21 protein-coding genes and 1 pseudogene are annotated in these 18307 nt (G+C 65.9%); 13 read left to right on the top strand and 9 right to left on the bottom strand.

Features of this window, described 5'->3' with window-relative positions; all coding sequences use genetic code 11:
- Window positions 1–76: 76 nt before the first annotated feature.
- Genes ACVILL_RS09805 through ACVILL_RS09795 form a run of 3 tightly spaced genes read right to left on the bottom strand, consistent with a single transcriptional unit; the run spans window position 77 to window position 2812 of the window.
- Complete coding sequence (locus ACVILL_RS09805; RefSeq protein WP_456728871.1) at window positions 77–1093, bottom strand: sugar ABC transporter substrate-binding protein; 1017 nt, start codon at window positions 1091–1093, stop codon at window positions 77–79.
- A gap of 41 nt (window positions 1094–1134) precedes the next feature.
- A complete protein-coding gene (locus ACVILL_RS09800; RefSeq protein WP_456728870.1) occupies window positions 1135–2106 on the bottom strand; it encodes an ABC transporter permease in 972 nt (323 codons plus the stop codon).
- 13 nt (window positions 2107–2119) lie between these two features.
- A complete protein-coding gene (locus ACVILL_RS09795; protein WP_456734222.1) occupies window positions 2120–2812 on the bottom strand; it encodes a TetR/AcrR family transcriptional regulator in 693 nt (230 codons plus the stop codon).
- Between the two features lie 365 nt (window positions 2813–3177).
- Here ACVILL_RS09795 and ACVILL_RS09790 point away from each other — a divergent pair, with 365 nt between their 5' ends.
- Both ACVILL_RS09790 and ACVILL_RS09785 read left to right on the top strand, forming a co-directional pair.
- Window positions 3178–3327 carry a hypothetical protein gene (locus tag ACVILL_RS09790; protein ID WP_456728869.1) on the top strand — a complete coding sequence of 50 codons (150 nt, stop codon included), beginning with the start codon at window positions 3178–3180 and terminating at the stop codon, window positions 3325–3327.
- Between the two features lie 101 nt (window positions 3328–3428).
- Window positions 3429–3620 carry an MJ0042-type zinc finger domain-containing protein gene (locus ACVILL_RS09785; protein WP_106324358.1) on the top strand — a complete coding sequence of 64 codons (192 nt, stop codon included), beginning with the start codon at window positions 3429–3431 and terminating at the stop codon, window positions 3618–3620.
- Between the two features lie 32 nt (window positions 3621–3652).
- Here ACVILL_RS09785 and ACVILL_RS09780 read toward each other — a convergent pair whose 3' ends face one another.
- The 5 genes from ACVILL_RS09780 to ACVILL_RS09760 form a co-directional block, all read right to left on the bottom strand.
- Window positions 3653–4915 (bottom strand): MFS transporter, encoded by a 1263-nt coding sequence (locus tag ACVILL_RS09780; protein ID WP_456728868.1) that lies wholly within the window; start codon window positions 4913–4915, stop codon window positions 3653–3655.
- Entirely contained in the window at window positions 4912–5241 is a 330-nt protein-coding gene (locus ACVILL_RS09775) for a hypothetical protein (protein WP_456728867.1), read from the bottom strand. Before ACVILL_RS09775 ends, ACVILL_RS09780 begins: the two co-directional genes overlap by 4 nt.
- Window positions 5228–5803, bottom strand: coding sequence for an isochorismatase family protein (locus ACVILL_RS09770; RefSeq protein ID WP_456728866.1), 576 nt, complete (start codon window positions 5801–5803; stop codon window positions 5228–5230). The genes ACVILL_RS09775 and ACVILL_RS09770 overlap by 14 nt, the downstream gene beginning before the upstream one ends.
- Window positions 5804–5844: 41 nt before the next feature.
- Entirely contained in the window at window positions 5845–6297 is a 453-nt protein-coding gene (locus ACVILL_RS09765) for a MarR family winged helix-turn-helix transcriptional regulator (RefSeq protein ID WP_456728865.1), read from the bottom strand.
- Between the two features lie 71 nt (window positions 6298–6368).
- Complete coding sequence (locus ACVILL_RS09760) at window positions 6369–7289, bottom strand: LysR substrate-binding domain-containing protein (protein WP_456728864.1); 921 nt, start codon at window positions 7287–7289, stop codon at window positions 6369–6371.
- Window positions 7290–7558: 269 nt separating this feature from the next.
- Between ACVILL_RS09760 and ACVILL_RS09755 the strand changes: the two are divergent.
- The 9 genes and pseudogenes from ACVILL_RS09755 to ACVILL_RS09715 all read left to right on the top strand — a co-directional run bounded on the left by ACVILL_RS09755 (window position 7559) and on the right by ACVILL_RS09715 (window position 15768).
- Window positions 7559–8598: pseudogene (locus ACVILL_RS09755) on the top strand (ABC transporter substrate-binding protein).
- Between the two features lie 83 nt (window positions 8599–8681).
- Window positions 8682–9725 carry an ABC transporter ATP-binding protein gene (locus ACVILL_RS09750; protein WP_456728863.1) on the top strand — a complete coding sequence of 348 codons (1044 nt, stop codon included), beginning with the start codon at window positions 8682–8684 and terminating at the stop codon, window positions 9723–9725.
- Window positions 9722–10627, top strand: coding sequence for an ABC transporter permease (locus ACVILL_RS09745; protein ID WP_456728862.1), 906 nt, complete (start codon window positions 9722–9724; stop codon window positions 10625–10627). The genes ACVILL_RS09750 and ACVILL_RS09745 overlap by 4 nt, the downstream gene beginning before the upstream one ends.
- Complete coding sequence (locus tag ACVILL_RS09740; protein WP_456728861.1) at window positions 10624–11430, top strand: ABC transporter permease; 807 nt, start codon at window positions 10624–10626, stop codon at window positions 11428–11430. Before ACVILL_RS09745 ends, ACVILL_RS09740 begins: the two co-directional genes overlap by 4 nt.
- Window positions 11431–11438: 8 nt before the next feature.
- Window positions 11439–12575, top strand: a complete 1137-nt coding sequence (locus ACVILL_RS09735) for an NAD(P)/FAD-dependent oxidoreductase (RefSeq protein WP_456728860.1) — start codon at window positions 11439–11441, stop codon at window positions 12573–12575.
- Window positions 12576–12586: 11 nt separating this feature from the next.
- The gene (locus ACVILL_RS09730) at window positions 12587–12883 is read left to right on the top strand and encodes a (2Fe-2S)-binding protein (protein ID WP_456728859.1); all 297 of its coding nucleotides are present in this window, start codon (window positions 12587–12589) and stop codon (window positions 12881–12883) included.
- A complete protein-coding gene (locus ACVILL_RS09725; protein WP_456728858.1) occupies window positions 12880–14292 on the top strand; it encodes an FAD-dependent oxidoreductase in 1413 nt (470 codons plus the stop codon). The genes ACVILL_RS09730 and ACVILL_RS09725 overlap by 4 nt, the downstream gene beginning before the upstream one ends.
- Complete coding sequence (locus ACVILL_RS09720; protein WP_456728857.1) at window positions 14289–15410, top strand: NAD(P)/FAD-dependent oxidoreductase; 1122 nt, start codon at window positions 14289–14291, stop codon at window positions 15408–15410. The genes ACVILL_RS09725 and ACVILL_RS09720 overlap by 4 nt, the downstream gene beginning before the upstream one ends.
- 10 nt (window positions 15411–15420) lie before the next feature.
- On the top strand, window positions 15421–15768 hold the full coding sequence (locus tag ACVILL_RS09715; protein ID WP_456728856.1) for a RidA family protein: 348 nt from the start codon (window positions 15421–15423) through the stop codon (window positions 15766–15768).
- A 20-nt stretch (window positions 15769–15788) separates the two neighbouring features.
- On the opposite strand, the gene ACVILL_RS09710 is transcribed toward ACVILL_RS09715, so the two are convergent.
- Window positions 15789–16055 (bottom strand): hypothetical protein, encoded by a 267-nt coding sequence (locus tag ACVILL_RS09710; RefSeq protein ID WP_456728855.1) that lies wholly within the window; start codon window positions 16053–16055, stop codon window positions 15789–15791.
- Window positions 16056–16342: 287 nt separating this feature from the next.
- Here ACVILL_RS09710 and ACVILL_RS09705 point away from each other — a divergent pair, with 287 nt between their 5' ends.
- Entirely contained in the window at window positions 16343–17413 is a 1071-nt protein-coding gene (locus ACVILL_RS09705) for a sensor histidine kinase (protein ID WP_456728854.1), read from the top strand.
- A 107-nt stretch (window positions 17414–17520) separates the two neighbouring features.
- Complete coding sequence (locus tag ACVILL_RS09700) at window positions 17521–18177, top strand: response regulator transcription factor (RefSeq protein ID WP_456728853.1); 657 nt, start codon at window positions 17521–17523, stop codon at window positions 18175–18177.
- Window positions 18178–18307: the final 130 nt, after the last annotated feature.

Raw genomic sequence — 18307 nt, 5'->3', positions numbered from 1 at the left:
TCCAGCAGGGTGTTGGATGTCGGGAGAGCGACGTCCCGGGCGAGATGGTCCGGGACGTCGAGCGGGAATGGCCGGACTATTTCTTCAGGTCACTGAGATTCCAGCACGCGGTCTGGCTGTCCGCGTTCTCCTTGGTGATCGGAATCAGGGTGGTGTATTCCGAGCCCTTGATCGAGCCGGCCTTGGCGCCGGACGACAGCAGCCATTTGATCGTGCCGGCCATCTGCGCGGCCTGGGTCGGCACGTCGTAGCTCATGTTGAGGTCGAAGGCGCCGGACTTCACGAGCTCGCAGGCGCCCTTGCGCTCGCCGCCGCCGGAGGTCGCGACGAACACCTTGCCGGTGAGGCCGGCTTCCTTCACCGCGGCCGCGGTGCCGATGTCCATGCCGTCCCAGAAGCCGACGATGCCGCACAGATCGGGATTCTGCTTCAGCACCGTCTGGGTGATCGCCTTGGCCTTCGCGGCATCCCAGTCGGCCGCCTGGCTCGAGACCACCTTGATCTCCGGATGCTTGGCGAGCACGTTCTCGACGCCCTTCAGCGTGTAGGCGCTGGCGGCCGCCGACAGCGCGCCCTGCACGATGGCAATCTTGTTCGACTTGCCCTGGCAGGCCTTGACCACGGCTTCGGTGTCGCGCTCGCCGATCTCGATCCAGTTGGCGCCGACAAAGGCCGAAGAGCGATAGGCCGACCCCATGTTGATCTGGATCACGTAGATGCCTTCGTTCTCGGCGCGCTGCAGCAGCTTGGCGTAGGTCTGCACGTCCGGATTATGGATCACCATCACGGCCGGCTTCTCCGAGATCAGCGAGGTCACCGCCTGCGCACCGGCATTGGTGTTCCAGTTGGGATCGCGGATCTCGAACTTCACGCCGTAGGGTTCGAGCTCCTTCTTCATGCCGGCGTACCAGCCTTCGGTAAGGTCGAAGTTCATGGCCACCGGCACATAGGCCACCGTCTTGCCGGCGAGCGACTCCCGGAATGGCTTCTGGAACGGCTCGTCCAGGCCCTGCTGGGCCAGAGCCGGGGCGGCGACGGCCGCAAGCCCGAGCGCCGCAACGATCACCTTCGCAGTCCTGACAACGCGCTTCATTGCTTCCTCCTTGGTCGTGATTGATCTTTCTTTGGCTTGGTTCAGATGTCGCCCTGCTGTGCCGTTTCTTCGTTGCGCGGATTCAGGAACGAATCCGTGATGACGGCGAGCAGCAGGACGACCCCCTTGACGAGATTTTGTCCCGCATAGGAGATGTCCATGATGGTCATGCCGTTCAGCATGGTGCCGATCAGCAGCGTGCCGATGACGACGTTGAGCACGCCGCCGCGGCCGCCCGACAGGCCGATGCCGCCGAGCACCACGACGAGGATGACGTCGTAGATCAGGGTCGAATTGAAGATGCGGGTCGGCATCGAGTTGACGGACGCCGCCATCACCAGGCCCGCGAAGCAGCCGATCAGCGCTGCGACGACATATTGCAGCACGATGATCGGGCGCGAGGGGATGCCGGTGACGCGGGCGGCGTAGGGATTGTCGCCGATCGCATAGATATAGGCGCCCCAGCGCGTCTGGCGCAGCAGGAACGCGACTACCACGCAGGCGATCGCGAACATCACGATCGAGGTCGGGATGCCGAGGATGGTGCCCTGTCCGAGCCGCTCGAAGCCCTTCATGCCGTCGCTCCACTGCACGACGTCGAGCTGAAACAGCGCGGCCTGCCCGAGGCCGGCGAGCAGCAGGCCGGTCGCCAGCGTCGCAAACAGCGAAGGCACCTCGGCGTAGGCAATCAGCCAGCCGTTGACCAGGCCGAACGCGATCGTCAGCAGCACGGCGGTCAGCAGCGAAGCCGGCAGCGAGTGGCCGTTCTGCACCATCTGCAGCACCAGCCCCGGAGGGACCGCGAGGGCTGCGATCAGCGAGATGTCGATGCCGCGCCCGATCACGACGATCGCCATGGCAAGCCCGAGGATGCCGAGCACCGCGACGTTCTGCAGCAGCGTCAGCATGTTCTCCGGCGTCAGGAAGCCGCGCAGGAAGATCGAGAATGCCAGGAAGAGCACGGCGAATACGGCGAAGACGATCTCCTGTTGATTGAACCGCAATCGCTTCATTGCCTCGTCCTTCCTATGGGTGCGCCGTCGGCCGGGATCTCGTGCGGGGGCCGGTCGCGACGCGGCCCGCGACCGCGGCGTCGGCAAACGTGTTGACGGCGTTGATGTAGGTTTCGATCGAGGTGCCGCGTCTGCGGTATTTCCAACGCTTGACGTACCAGTCCTGCAGCAGCGGCTTGATCAGCGAGGCCGTCAACGTGACCTGATCGATCGCGAACGCGCCGTTGGCGACACCCTGCTTCAGGACGCCGGCGATGATCTTCTCGGTCATCACCTCCATCTCGATGGCGCGCTGGCGCTCTGCCGGCGGAAACGACTTCGCTTCCATGAAGCAGAACACGAACCAGGGCTGCATCGCCTCGCTCATGCGGACATGGGTCGCGATGATCCAGTGCAGGTGCTTGCGCGCATCCTGCTTCACGTCGGCGGGCGGCGCGGTGAGCACCTCGGCCACCGTTTCGGCGACCTCGCCGAGGATCATCGACAGCAGCGTCGGCTTGCTGTCGAAATAGGTATAGAGGCCGCCCATGCTGAGGCCGGAGGCCTCCGCGAGCTGGCGCAGCGTGGTGGCGTGAAAGCCGTGCTTGTTGGAAAGCGTGAGCGTGGCGCCGATGATGCGCGTGAGGTTCGGAACGGCGAGATGCGGCTTCTGGACCCGGATGGAATCGCGATGCCGTTCGAGGATGCGTGCGCAAAGCACGTCCATCGCGAACGCATTCGTCCCCGGCCGCTGACGCGCGAGACCCACGTTGCCTCCCTGGCTGTGCTCCCGGACCATTTCATTTTGTTGCCGGTCCGGGCTGGGCTTGACGCCCTTGCATAATTCCTAGCCCGAGAATTGGTTGTCGGAAAAGGGGGATGATGAAATTTTCCGAGAGAGCGCTCGCTCGTTTTTTCGGCCGGCGGCTATCCGCTTGCCTTGGTTGCGGCGGCGCTCCGGCGATCGTCGGGAACTTTTCACGCTGAAAGGTCAGCACAAAATCCCGTCACCCTGGTCGACGTAGACGCAACAGCAACGCACGCCGCTGCCGGAAATTGTCGTCGGTGCACCGCCATCAGGTCAATCCGCCCGTGACCAACACGCTGCCGATCGACGCGAGGTCGCAGGACCTCAAGGTGGGCGTGGTCAACATCCCGGCGGTGCAGCAGCAATATGGCCGCAACTTCGGGGTCTCGGCGATTCCCTATCGCCCGCCGGCGCCCGTTTTCAGTCATCGATGACGATCGCGCGACCCGACGCCTGTTTCTCTCAGATCGTGACACCGTCACATTTCTGACGATGGGCATGTGGAAAATAGCGAGAGCAACGGCTTGCTGATTCCATGCGAAAATCTGACGTTACGTGCCCCCATTGCCAGGCCGGCTATCGCCGGATCGAATTGACGTCGAAGGGCGGCGTCGCGGGCGAGTTTCGCTGCCTGGTGTGCGGCCATACGATCGAGCTGATGGATGGTTCGACCGATGTCGCCTTCCGGCTGACCGTGCAGCCGGGCAAGACGTCCTACGCCTATTAGGCGAAGTGGATACCGGTTGACGTAAATCTTGATCAGCGCTGCTGCGGCAGGTTGATCTCACTTCTCCGCGCCTCCTGGCTGCGATGTTCGGCTTCGCCATCCAATCGGGACAGCATGCCGAGCGCAACGATCGCGGCGGCAAAGCCGGCGGCGGCGCCAACCCCGAGTGCCCAGCGCGGGCCGAGGTGGTCGGCGACCCAGCCGACGATCGGTGCGCCGATCGGCGTGCCGCCGAGCGCCACGCCGAGCCGCAGCGCCATCACACGGCCGCGCATCGCAGGCTCGGTCGACAGCTGCATCAGCGCATTCGAGGTGTTGGTGACGGTGAGCGCGGCGACGCCGATCACGACGAGGGCGGCTGCGAACAGCCAATAGCTCGGCGCCAGTGCGGCGAGCGTGCAGCCGAGCCCGAAGATCGCGGCGCCCAGCATCAGCGAAGAGAACCGCGGCTGCTCGCGGCTCGCGGCCAGCAGCGCGCCCGACATCGTGCCGAGCGCCATCACCGACGACAGCAGGCCGAAGCCGCGCGCATCGGTGTGGAAGACGCCGACCGCCATGGTCGAGATGAAGATCGGAAAGTTCAGGCCGAAGGTCCCGATCAGGAACAGCATGATCAGCGTCGCCCTGAGATCGGGGCGGGACCAGACATAGTGGAAGCCTTGCATGACGCTGCCCTTGGTGGGATGGGCCCGCGCGTTCGGACGCAGCTCCGAGGTGCGCAGCAAGGTCAGCGAGGTCAGCACCGCCAGGAAGGACGTGCCGTTGAACAGGAAGGCCCAGCCGGTGCCGACCGAGGCGATGATGAGGCCGGCGACCGCGGGGCCGATCATGCGCGCGGCGTTGAACGAGGTCGAGTTCAGCGCGATCGCGTTCGACAGATTGGCGTCGCTGACCAGCTCGGCGACGAAGGTCTGGCGCACCGGCGCATCGAGCGCGGCGGCACAGCCGAACAGGAACGCGAAGGTGTAGACGTGCCAGAGCTGCACCAGTCCGGTGACGGTGAGGATTCCGAGCGCGAGCGAGAGCGCGGCCATCGTCGCCTGGGTCGCCATCAGGAGCTTGCGCTGGTTGAAATGGTCGGCGGCAAAGCCGGTCCACGGCATCAGCAGGAGCTGTGGCCCGAATTGCAGCGCCATCACGATGCCGACGGCGGACGCGCTATGATTTGTCAGCTGGGTGAGGACAAGCCAGTCCTGGGCAGCGCGCTGCATCCAGGTGCCGATGTTGGACACCAGCGCGCCGGCCGCCCAGACCCGGTAGTTGAAGCTCGCTAACGATCGGAAAACGCGTCTCATGTTCGCTGTGGATCATTCCCGCCGTGAAACCGTCCGAACCGCCGCGCCAGGAACAGGCCGATCAGGAGGCCGCCGAGACCGAGCGCTGCGACGTCGCTGGTGGCCCTCAAGCCGAAATCGCCGACGCGGCAGACCAGCAGATATCCGACGGCGAGGTTGAAGAAGCCCCACACGATGTTGACGGTCGACGACGACAGGCCCTCGCCGGGCGGCTTTGCGAACGGGCTCTGGAACGGCTCGCCCATCGTGCCGGCGACGACGTGCGGGATCGCGTTGGTGAGGAAGGCGCCGCCGAAGAAGTAGGCGACGAGGTCAAGCCAGTTCATGCGCTTTGGTCCTTTCAAGCAGATCGATGATCGCCTGCGTCGAGCCGGTTTCGCCGAGCCGCGGGAACACATGCTCGATGCTGTAGTCATGGGCATGCGGCCGCGCATCGGTCATGGCGTCGATTGCGAGCGTGACGTTGAAGCCCGCTTCATAGGCCTGCCGCGCGGTGGACTCGACGCCGGTGCCGGTCGCAACGCCGGCGATCACGACATGGGTGACGCCGCGGGCTCGGAGCTGGCTCTCGAGATCGGTGCTGGCGAACGCGCCCCACGTCCGCTTGGTGACGACGATGTCGCTCGCTTGCCGGTCGAGCTCCGGGAGCAGGTCGGTCCAGCCGTCGGGAAATGCGCCGCCGGGGCGCGGCCGCTCGGTTCGTCCGGGTGCTGCGCCGTCGACATTGACCAGCACGATCGGCAGTCTGTGCCGCCGAAACGCGGCGATGAGGGCACGGGCGCGCGCCACGATGTCTGCGAAGGGATGGATGAAGGGCGCGCCGACGAGGCCTGATTGCAGGTCGACGACAATGAGCGCGGTGATCGGATCGAGCGTCGTCAGGGCCATGATCGTCTCCTTTCAGCGGGATTGGCGCGGCGCGGCAGGCATCAATCCTCGACCAGCCGTTTCAGCAGCCCGACGGCAGCGGCAAGTTCTTCCTGTTCGCGCGCCGACAGCCGCGCGGCAATGGTGCGCGCCAGCCAGTCCTGACGCGCGGCGCGGCCGGTGCGCAGCCGCTCGCGGCAGGTGTCGGTCAGCGACATGATGGTCTGCCGGCCGTCGTCCGGATCGGGCGCGCCGCGGACCAGGCCCGCATCCTCGAGCGCTGCGATCGCCGAGCTCATCGACTGCGGACGCATACCCTCCGCCCGCGCCAGGCTGGAGACGGTGGCAGGCCCGTCCTTCTCGAGGCGAAGCAGCACCGCGACCTGCGAAGGCGGCAGATCCTCGCGCTGGCCCTGCTCGCGCAGCCGGCGCTTCAGCTTTCCGATCAGCAAACGAAGATCCTCGGCGAGCGCGGATGTGCGCGCTGAGCCGGTGCGGGCCGGTGCGTTGTTCATGCGGAACCGATAGCAGATATGAAGGTAAACTGTAAAGATTGGCTTATCAGTTCATCTTCATAATCCGGTGATCAGCCGGCGCCGGCCGCGATGTCACCGTCGAGCACAACGAGCGCTTGCCGCAGGGTTTCCACCAGCTCCAGCGCGACAGGCGAGGGGCGCCGCTGCGGCGGGAACACGGCGGCAAACTCGAAGTCGATCCGCGGCAGGAAGCGGCGCCTGACGACGCCGCGGCTCTCGAATTCCTGCGCCGTGAACGGGTCGCAAATCGCGACGCCGAGGCCGGAGGAGACCAGTCCGCACATGATCTCCGACAACATCGTTTCGACGCGCAGGATCCGGCGCACATCGTAGCGGCCGAAGGCCTGGTCGATGAGATGCCGGCCGGTGGAGCCGGCCGACAGCGATATGAACGTTTCGTCCTCGAAATCGGGCGGCTCGAGCGTGGCCTTGCTTGCCAGGCGGTGGCCGGCGGGAAGAACCGCGACGCGCGGCAGCGCGGGCATGCGCACGCATGGCAAGCCGGAATGCGCAATCGGCCCCTCGGCGAAGCCGATGTCGCATTGATTGTTCAGCACCCAGTCGATCACGATGGGCGAGATGACTCCGAAGAAGGCGAGGTTGAAATTGGGCCGCTCCTTCAGGAAGTATCCCGCAAGGCGCGGCAGGAAGCCGTTGGACAGCGCCGGCAGCGCTGCGATGCGCAGCGTGCCGGTGCGGCGGCTGCGGATCTCTTCGGCGGCGGCGGTGATGCGATCGAGGCCGACGAAGGAGCGTTCGACCTCCATGTAGAGCGCCGTTGCAGCCGCGCTCGGCACCAGCCCGCTGCCGCGCCGCTCGAACAGCTCCATCTTCAGGAGTGCCTGGAAATCACGGAGCAAGCGGCTGACCGCCGGCTGGGTGACAGCCATCAGCTTGGCGGCCTCGGTCACGCTGCCGGTCAGCATCATGGCCCGGAAAGCCTCGACCTGCCGTGGATTGATCCTCGCCATTCCCGCTCGCTCTCATAACATTTCGGCATGCAGACCCTGCCATTATTCATTGGACGGTGAAAGCGAGGGCTGCGATCTTTTTCATCACGTTCTGATGCCGCTTGTTTTTTCAGCAGATTGGAATCGCTGAAAGAGTTTTGCGGTCTCTAAATACCGTTCGTGACTCGACCAGGGCACTGCACGAGCGCAAGGCCAACCGCAACTCCGGCCTCCCGGTGCATCGATCAAGCCGGGCTGCCGCTCCGTCATGAGAAAAGGGAGCTTGGACGATGATGCATCTTCGCCTTCTGTGCGCTGCCAGCCTCGCGGCGCGCTGGCCTCGATCTCTTCGCAAGCTTCGGCCCAGCCGACGACGCTCTACGTCGCGGGATACGGCGGTTCGTACGAGAAGACGATGCGCGAGGAGGTGATCCCCGCGTTCGAGCAAGCCAACGGTGTGAAGGTTCAATACGTCGCCGGCAACTCGACGGATACGCTCGCCAAGCTGCAAGCCCAGAAGGGCAATCAGCAGATCGACGTCGCGATCGTGGACGACGGCCCGATGTACCAGGCGATCCAGCTCGGCTTCTGCGGCACGGTCGATGGCCTGTCGTCCATCGATCTCTATGACGCCGCCCGCTTCAAGGACGATCGCGCGGTGGCGATCGGCATCGTCGCGACCGGCCTGATGTACAACACCAAGGTCTTCGCCGAAAAGGGCTGGGCGCCGCCGACCTCCTGGAACGATCTGAAGGATCCGAAGTACCGGCAGCAGCTCGTCATTCCGCCGATCAACAACACCTATGGCCTGGAGGCGCTGTTGATGCTGGCGCGGATGAACGGCGGTAGCGAAGCCAATGTCGATGCCGGCTTCAAGGTCTTCAAGAACGACATCAATCCGAACGTGCTCGCCTACGAGCCGTCGCCGGGCAAGATGACCGAGCTGTTCCAGTCCGGCCAGGCGGTGCTGGCGGTGTGGGGCACGGGCCGCGTGCAGAGCTTTGCCAGCACCGGCTTCCCGGTCGATTTCGTCTATCCGAAGGAAGGCGCCGCCACGCTGCTCACGACGGCCTGTCCGATTGCCAAGCCGAACGCGTCGCCGCTGGCCGTGGCCTTCATCAAGATGCTGCTTGATCCGAAAATCCAGCTCGTGCTGCTGAAGGAATATGGCTACGGCCCCGTGCTGAAATCGCTGGTGATCCCGGAGGGGCTCGGCAAGATGGCGCCGATCGGAGAGCGCGCGACGAAGCTCTATAACCCCGATTGGGCCGCCATCAACGACAAGCGCGAGGAATGGACCAAGCGGTGGAATCGCGAGGTCGAGCGCTGAGCCGGGGAGCGCGCCGCGCTCCGGTTTCCGCCATCCGCCAGCCCCATCGGTCCCGGCCCCTTCAGCATCCGGAAAGCACATTGATGTCCTTTCTCGAACTCGAGCACGTCGCAAAGCAGTTCGGTTCGCAGACCGTTGTCGACGATTTCAGTCTCGCGGTCCGGAAGGGCGAGTTCATCTCGTTCCTCGGTCCGTCCGGATGCGGCAAGACCACGACGTTGCAGATGATCGCGGGCTTCCTCGAGCCTTCGCGGGGCGCCATCCGCCTCGAGGGGCGCGATCTCACTGCCGTGCATCCCGCGAGGCGCGGGCTTGGCGTTGTGTTTCAGAGCTACGCGCTGTTTCCGCACATGACCGTGGCCGAGAACGTCGCCTTCGGGTTGGAGATGCGGCGCGTGCCGCGGAGCCAGCGCGCCGAGCGCGTTGCCGCCGCGCTCGCGATGGTCGGGCTCGCAGGCTATGAGGAGCGCTATCCGCGCCGGATGTCCGGCGGCCAGCAGCAGCGCGTGGCGCTGGCCCGCGCGCTGGTGATCCAGCCGAGCGTCCTGCTGCTCGACGAGCCGCTGTCGAATCTCGACGCCAAGCTGCGCGAAGAGATGCAGATCGAACTGCGCCAGATCCAGCGGACGCTGGGCACCACCACGATCCTCGTCACCCACGATCAGAACGAAGCGATGTCGCTGTCCGATCGCATCGTGGTCATGAGCCAGGGCCGCATCGAGCAGATCGGCACGCCGCAGGAGACCTATGAGCGGCCGGCATCGGCCTTCGTCTCGCAGTTTCTCGGCAAGACCAATGATTTCGCCGCCACGGTTGATCGGACCGCAAATCCGGCACGGCTGGTCGCCGGCTCCTGGCACGCGCCTGCGCCGGTCGCGGTTGCCGGGCCGGTGACGATCAGCCTGCGCCCGGAACGCATCAGCTTTGCCGACGCGGGGCTCGCCGCAACCATCGTCAGCCGGATTTTCCAGGGCAATCATTGGCTGTTCCAGTGCGAGACCGAATGCGGGCCCGCGCTCGTGGTCCGGCAGAACGACGGCAAGCCGCAGCCGGCCGAGGGCGAGGCCGTCCGCCTTGCCTGGCGGCCCGAGGACATGAGCGTGCGCCCGAGCGGAGCCGCCGCATGAGCAGCGCCGACACCGCACCGCAGGCCCTCGCGGCATCGTCCGAGCAGAGTTCGGCGGGCGCGCCGTGGCTGTTGACCGCGCCGGCACTGATGCTGTTCGTCGGCGTGCTGGTGATCCCGCTGGCCATGACCGTGATGCTCACGTTTCACGACTGGGGCCAGTACAAGGGAATCGAGCCGGTCTTCATCCTGAAGAACTGGCGCGAGATCGCAAGCGATCCTTATTACGCGGAGATGTTTTGGCGCACGTTCCGGATCGCGCTGCTCGCAACCCTGATCACCGCCGTGCTCGGCGCGCCGGAGGCCTACATCCTCAACCGCATGGGCGGACGCTGGAAAGGCTTCTTCATGCTGCTGATCCTCGGTCCGCTGCTGATCTCTGTGGTGGCGCGCACGCTGGGCTGGGCGCTGCTGTTCGGCGGCAACAACGGGCTCGTCAACAAGCTCCTGATCTCGCTCGGGCTGATCAACACGCCGCTCCCCTTCATGTTCACCGAAACCGGCATCGTGGTCGCGCTTGCCCACGTCATGATGCCGTTCATGGTGCTCTCGGTCTGGGTCGCGTTGCAGCGCGTCGACCCGCAGATCGAGAACGCCGCGATGTCGCTCGGCGCGGGCGCCTTCACCATCATCCGCCGCATCATCCTGCCGCAGATCATGCCCGGCGTGCTGTCCGGCGCGATCATCGTGTTCTCGCTGTCGGCCAGCGCATTCGCGACGCCCGCGATCATCGGCGGCCGTCGGCTCAAGGTCGCCGCGACGCTCGCCTATGACGAATTCCTCAACACGCTGAACTGGCCGCTCGGTGCGGCGGTCGCCGTGTTGCTTCTGCTGGCGCTGGCGCTCATCGTCGTCGGCAGCAACGCGCTGATCGAGCGGCGCTATGCCGAGGTGTTCCGATGAGAACCAACGGCCCGCTGGCGCTCGCCTTCCACACGATCTTCGTTGCGGTCATGCTGGCGCCGATCGTCGTGGTCTGTCTGGTCGCGTTCACGCCCGAAGGCTTCCTGTCGCTGCCGACCCATGGCTTCTCGCTGCGCTGGTTCAGGGAGATTGCGAACTATCCCGAATTCGTGCACGCATTCTGGGTCAGCCTCGGGCTCGGCATGCTGTCCTCCTTCGTCGCGTTGCTGTTCGCGGTGCCGGTGGCACTGGCGATCGCCCGCTATCGATTTCGCGGCCGCGACGCGCTGATGGCGCTGTTCCTGTCGCCGCTGATGATCCCGCATGTGGTGCTCGGCATCGCGTTCCTGCGCTTCTTCACCTCGATCGGCATGGGCGGGAGTTTCGCGGCGCTGCTGGTTGCTCATGTCATCGTCGTGTTTCCGTTCGCGCTGCGCCTGACACTGGCGGCGACGACCGGCATGGACCGCTCGATCGAGATGGCCGCCGTCTCGCTCGGCGCCGGCGGCTGGACACTGTTTCGCCGCGTGACCCTGCCGCTGATCCTGCCCGGCGTGATCAGCGGTTGGGCGCTCGCCTTCATCCAGTCCTTCGACGACCTGACCATGACCGTGTTCCTGGCGGCGCCGGGCACGGAGACGCTGCCGGTCCGCATGTTCCTCTACATCCAGGACAACATTGATCCACTGGTGACGTCGGTCTCCGCGTGCGTGATCGCGATCACCATGACGGCGCTGATTTTGCTCGACCGCCTCTACGGGCTCGACCGTGTGCTCGCCGGCAAGAGCGATCCCGGGCGATAGGAGAACCCATGCACAAGGATTACGACGTCGCTGTTGTCGGCGGCGGCCTGCTCGGCTCCGCAATTGCCTGGGGGCTCGGCCGGCTCGGCAAGACGGTGGCCGTGCTCGACGAGGGTGACATCGCCAAACGCGCCTCGCGCGCGAACTTTGCGCTGGTCTGGGTGCAGAGCAAGGGCCTCGGCATGCCGGCCTATACCGGCTGGACGGTGCGGGCGTCGGAAGGCTGGGGCCGGCTTGCGGCCGAATTGAAGGAGCAGACCGGCCTCGACGTCGCCCTGCAGCAGAACGGCGGATTTCATTTGACACTCGGCGAGGATGAGTTCGCGCAGCGCGGTCAGCTCGTCACGCGCATGCACAACCAGGTCGGCGCCGCCGACTACCGGATGGAAATGCTGTCGGCTTCCGCAGTCAGCAAGATGCTGCCGCTGATCGGTCCCGAAGTCTCGGGCGGCAGCTTCTGTCCGCTCGACGGTCATGTGAATTCGCTGCGCACGTTCCGCGCCTTTCATACCGGCATGAAGCTGTTCGGCGTCGACTATCTCCCGGAGCGGCCGGTGTCCGCGATCGCCCGCGACGGCGGCGAATTCAGGCTGTCGACGCCGCAGGGCGAAATCCGTGCGGCCAAGGTCGTGCTTGCGGCCGGCAACGCCAACCAGACGCTGGCGCCGATGGTCGGCCTGTTCGCGCCGATGGAGCCGACGCGCGGGCAGATCGTGGTGACCGAGCGCACCGTGCCGTTCCTGCCGCACCCGCTGACCACCGTGCGCCAGACCGACGAGGGCACGGTGATGATCGGCGACAGCCGGGAAGAGCAGCTCGACGACCGCACGGTCAATCACGCGGTGAGCGCGGTGATGGCGGATCGCGCGCAGCGCATGTTCCCGCATCTCGCGCGCCTCAACGTCGTCCGCACCTGGGCCGGCATCCGCGTAATGTCGCGTGACGGCTTTCCGATCTACGACCAGTCGGAAAGCGCGCCCGGCGCGTTTGTCGCCTGCTGCCATTCCGGCGTGACCCTGGCATCCAATCATGCCTTCGACATCGCGCGCATGGTCACCGTCGGCGCGCTCGATCCGGATCTGGTCGGGGCGTTCTCGGCCCGCCGCTTCGGCGCCGCCACCGCGCCGGGCACCGGCACGCATTGAAGAGGCACCACATGTTCAAACGTATCGATCAAGACAACCGGCCACGCGTGCAGATCTTTGTCGACGGTGCGGCCATCGAGGCGCGGCAAGGGGACACGGTTTCCTCGGCGCTGTTGGCCTCGGGCCGCGACGTGCGGCGCGCCACCGCTGTCAGCGGCGCGCCGCGGCTGCCTTATTGCATGATGGGCGTGTGCTTCGACTGCCTCGTCACCATCGACGGCGTCGGCAATCGTCAGGGCTGCCTCGTCCCGGTTGCCGACGGCATGCAGATCGAAATCCAGAAGGGCAAGAGGGAGATCGGCCGATGACCCCTGGTCGCGACAATTACGACGTCGTGGTGATCGGAGCGGGCCCGGCGGGGCTTGCCGCGACCGCGATGGTGGCGGCGGCCGGCCTGTCGACGCTGCTGCTTGACGAGAATCCGGGCCCCGGCGGCCAGGTGTGGCGCGCCATCGCCTCGACGCCGGTGAAGGCGCCCGAGCAATTGGGGACCGACTATTGGGCGGGCGCCGATCTCGTCGCCGAGGTGCGATCGAGCGGTGCCGAGATCGTTCACCGCGCCACGGTCTGGAGCCTTGATCGCCAGCTCGAGATCGGCGTCTCGGTCGGCGGCACATCGTCCTTCATCAAGGCACGGCGCGTGATTCTCGCGACCGGCGCGCTGGAGCGGCCATTTCCGATTCCGGGCTGGACGCTGCCGGGCGTGATGACCGCGGGCGCCGCCCAGACGATGTTGAAATCCTCTGGTCTGGTGCCCGATGGCCGTACCGTGATCGCGGGCCAGGGGCCGCTGCTTTGGCTGCTGGCGGCCCAGATCCTTCGCCTCGGCGGCCGGATCGATCGCATTCTGGATACGACGGAGCGCCGCAACTACCTTGCGGCATTGCCCCACGCCTTCGACTTCATGACCTCGCCCTACTTCGCCAAGGGCCTCGCAATGATGCGGGAGGTGAAGGCGAAAGTCCCGGTGACCACGGGGGTCAGTGAGCTCGCCGCCGCCGGCGAGGGTCGGCTTGCGAGCGTCAGCTGCGTCGCCGGTGGACGGCGCGAGACGATTCCGGCGGAATTGCTGCTGCTGCATCAGGGTGTCGTGCCGAACGTCAATCTCGCGATGGCGGCAGGGATCGAGCATCGCTGGGACGACCGGCAGCTGTGCTGGTCGCCGGTGCTCGATGCCGACGGCAACACGTCGGTTGCAGGCATTGCCATCGCAGGTGACGGCGGCGGCATCGGCGGCGCGACCGTTGCGATGGCGCGTGGCCGCATCGCCGCGCGCGCCGCGGTCGAGGCGCTCGCGCCCGCCGCCACGGCGAAACTCACCGCCGACAACGTGCTCAGAACGGCGCTGGCGCAGGCCGAGCGCGGCCGCGGCTTTCTCGACGTGCTGTTCCGTCCGGCGCCGCAGTTTCGTATCCCGTCGGGCGACACGATCGTCTGCCGCTGCGAGGAGGTGACGGCCCAGGATATTCTCGATGCGGTGGCCATCGGTGCGACAGGTCCGAACCAGCTCAAGGCCTATCACCGCACCGGCATGGGGCCGTGCCAAGGGCGTCTTTGCGGTCTCACCGTCACCCAGCTGATGGCACAGGCGCGCGGCAAGAGCCCGCAGGACATCGGCTATTACCGGCTGCGTGCGCCGGTGAAGCCGATCACGCTGGCGGAGCTCGCGGCGATGCCGCAGACGGAGGCCGACGTCAAAGCGGTGGTGCGCGGATGACCAGACTTGTGGATGCCATCATCGTGGGTGGCGGCATCCACGGATGCTCGACCGCGCTTCACATGTGCCTGGCCGGAATGAAGCCGGTGCTGATCGAAAAGGACTATGCCGGGCGGCACGCCTCCGGCGTCAACGCCGGCGGGGTGCGGCAACTTGCAAGGCATGTCGCCGAAATCCCGCTCTCGATCCGCTCGATGGAGATATGGGCGCGGATCGAGCAACTGGTCGACGACGATTGCAGCTTCGAGAGCCATGGCCAGGTGCTGGTCGCCGAGAACGCCGCGGAGCTGGAAAACTGCCGCGCCCGGGTCGCGGAATTGAACGCGCTCGGCTTCACCCATGAGGAATTGATCGACGGCACCGAATTGCGTCGGCTGGTCCCTGCCGTGGCCGAAACCTGTCCCGGCGGCGTGGTCTCGCGGCGCGATGGTGCCGCCAATCCGGCCCGGACCACCACGGCGTTCCGGCGCAAGGCCGCCGCGCTCGGCGCCACCGTGTGCGAGGGTGTCGCCGCAAGCAACATCCGGCAGCACGATGGGCTATGGCAGGTCGATGTCGGCGCCGACAGCTACGCCGCGCCAGTCCTCGTGAACGCCGCTGGCGCCTGGGCCGGGCGGATCGCCGCCAGCCTCGGCGAACCGGTGCCGGTCGAAACCGTGGCGCCGATGCTGATGATCACCTCGCCGGTGCCGCATTTCATCGATCCCGTGGTGGTCCTGCGCGGCCGCAAACTGTCGTTCAAGCAATTCGCCAACGGAACCGTGCTGATCGGCGGCGGCCATCTGGCGGTGCCGGATCAGGACCGCAACGAGACCATGCTCGATTGGCGCAGCCTGGCCGTGAGTGCGCGCACCGTGTTCGAGCTGTTTCCCGTGATGCGCGGCGCGACGATCACGCGCGCCTGGGCCGGCATCGAGGCCCGCACCAGGGACGATTTGCCCGTGCTCGGGCCGAGCGCCCGGCACAATGGGCTCTATCACCAGTTCGGCTTTTCGTTGCATGGCTTTCAGCTCGGTCCTGCCGCAGGCGCTGTCATGACCGAGTTGATCGTGAACGGCGGCACCCAGACCCGGATCGGCGATCTCGCGATCGACCGCTTCAACACCTCCCAACCCTGAAGAGGACATCATGACCATTACCCGCAGCATCCGCACGCCGATCATGCATCGCGCCGTCGAAGCCAATGGCTTCGTGTTCGTCGGCGGCACGATCGCCGACGACACCAGCGTCTCGATGGGCGAGCAGACCCGCAACATCCTCGGCAAGATCTCGGGCTATCTGAAGCAGGCCGGCACGGACGCCTCGCGCATCGTCAGCGCCTCGATCTTCGTGACCGACCTGTCGAAGAAGAAGGAGATGGACGCTGTCTGGACCGAGTTCTTCGGCGATGACCTGCCCGCGCGGGCAACGGTCGGCGTCGCCGACCTCGGCGGCAGCGCGCTGATCGAGGTGGTGGTGACCGCGCTCAAGGGCTAGTGCACGATGCGGCTTCGGCGCTAGACCTCTGCGTCCGCTGCCGGAGCCGCGTAGATTTCCCGCGCGCGCTTGGTCACGGCCGCATAGCGCGCCGTGGCGCTGAGGCTCATCAGGCCGGCGCGCACCAGTCCCAGAATGGCGCGTCGCGAGTGGAACGGTCCGGTCTTGCTCGCGGCATATCCGCGCGGATAGAGCTGCAGGCGGCCGGCGAGGGCTTCCCGCAACGCCAGCTTCTGGGTCGCACTCAAGCGCCGGCGTCGTGCGGGCTTCTCCGCTTCCGCCAACATGCGCAGCTCGATGCGCGACGATTTCCGTGGCGCGGCCCTCATTGTCAGTCCAAACTCCGGTCGACGGGCGCGACCCTCCCAGGGCGCGGCCCGGCTGGCGTCGCCATCGGCGACGGCATGTGGCACATCGTGGATTGCGCCCTTGCTCATGCGTGAGAGACAATCGCATTTCGTGCGGCCGCGGCATCTGACGAAGGTCAGGATCAGTTGTGACGAAAGTCATATTCGTTTGCGGCCGCTGCCGGCTTACGCCAGAGTGGGCTGCTCGCTGAGTTGATGGGCAACGCATGATCGATCTGAGCGCGGATTTGCTTGCGGCCGCGGAAGCCGATGTCATCGGTCTCGCCGTCATCGGCGCCGACCGGCGCATGCAGCGGAAAATCGGGCGGCTGGTCGAATGGCTTCCTGCAATCGGCGCCGATTGCTGCGAGTGCATGCTGCTGGTCGGTATGGAAGCCGAACTGGCGGCGCTTGCCGGAGGCCGGCGGGACATGATCGCGCTGGCCGGCGTGCGCGGTGCATCGCCCGACATCGCGCAGCCGATGACGGCGGTCGTGCGGTGGAATGGCGCGCTGTCGCACTTCTTCGTGATCGCCATGCCCGACTTTGCCGGGCGCCAGGTCGAAACGCTGCTCGGCAGCGAGCGCCGGGCGCGGCGCCTGATGGAGCAGCAGCTCGAGGCGGCGAGCGCGGAGGTGCGCTTTGCCTCGCTGGCGCGGACGCGGCTGCGGCTGGCGCGCGATCTGCACGATACGCTGGTGCATTCCATCGTGGCGCTGCTGACCCAGATTCGGCTGATCAGGCACTATTTGTCCGCCGATCCCGCGCGCGTGGCGGACAGCCTTGCGACCGCGGAAGATGCCGCGGCGAGCGGGCTTTCGCGCGCCCGCGAAGCCATCGACCGGCTGCGAACGCCCGATGATTTGAAGCTTGATCCCGATGTCGAAGGATTGTTGAGCGACTTCGCGACACGCAGCGGCGTCAGGGTGTCGATCCAGATCGATGAAGAGGCACGGCCCGGCCTGCGCGATTGCGGCCTGACCGTTCAACGCATCCTCAGCGAGGCGCTGCGCAATGTTCAGGCCCATGCGCAGGCGCGCCGCGTCTTCTTTCACGCCTTCGATGCGCCGGCCGCGGTCGGTCGGAAGCTCGTCGTCGAAATCCGCGACGACGGCCGCGGCTTCGACCCCGCGGTCCCCCATCCCGGACATTTCGGATTGATTGGCATGGCCGAATTTGCTGAACTTGTCGGCGGAAGCTGCGCGGTGGAGAGCGCGCCCGGACAGGGAACGCTGGTCCGGATCTCGCTCCCCGTGGCGGTGCCGTCGGCAGGGTCTGCCGGCGTGCTGGCCGATTGATGTAGTTGCCGTACGTTCGGAGCGTTTTCGAGCGAAGTGGGTACCGGTTCGCGTCAGGAAAACGCGACCGCAAGACGACGGAATCTTCGAGAGGATGACGGAAGCCCGTGAGCAGGATTGAGAAGGTACGGGTGCTGATCGCCGAGGATCAGACGCTGATCAGGGAAGGTATCGCCACACTGCTCGCGCAGCAGAACGACGATTTCGAGATCCTTCCCGGCGCGTCCGACGGCGAGCAGGCCATCGAATTCGCGCGGCGCTATCGGCCGGACGTCATCCTGATGGACCTGCAGATGCCGCGCGTCGACGGCATCGCCGCGACCCAGCGGATTCTCCGCGAACTGCCGCAGACCCATGTCGTGGTGCTGACGACGTTCGAGACCAACGATCTGATCTTCGAGGCGGTGAGCGCGGGTGCCAAGGCGTATCTCTTGAAGGATGCCAGGATCGACGAGATCGCAGGCACGATCCGCGCCGTGATCAACGGCCAGTCCGGGTTGTCGCCCGGCGTCGCCGCGCGCATCCTCGACGAGTTCAAGCGGCTGCGCGGCCCGCGCGTGTCGGCGAAGCTGCCGGTGCGCGACGGGCTGACGGCGCGGGAGAATGAAATTCTCACGCTGATCGTCGAAGGCAAGAGCAACACCGAGATCGGTGAACGGCTGCATTTGGCCGAAGGAACCGTGAAGAACTATGTCAGCACGATCCTGGAGAAATGCCAGGTCAAGAACCGTACGGAACTGGCAATAAAGGCAATAACTTACTAGAAATAATTGCCCTCAACCGCACAACCATCCGGTTGATCTGGCTGAGATTGCTCGCCTTTCTCTGGGCCGTGCCCGCAAAATTGGCTATAGGGTTGTTTCGGATTTGCTTTTTGACACCGCAGATCCGGAG

The sequence above is a fragment of the Bradyrhizobium sp. USDA 3364 genome (assembly GCF_054056355.1).
Note: the sequence above shows the minus strand (reverse complement) of the source record. Positions and strands in the feature narration are given on the sequence as shown.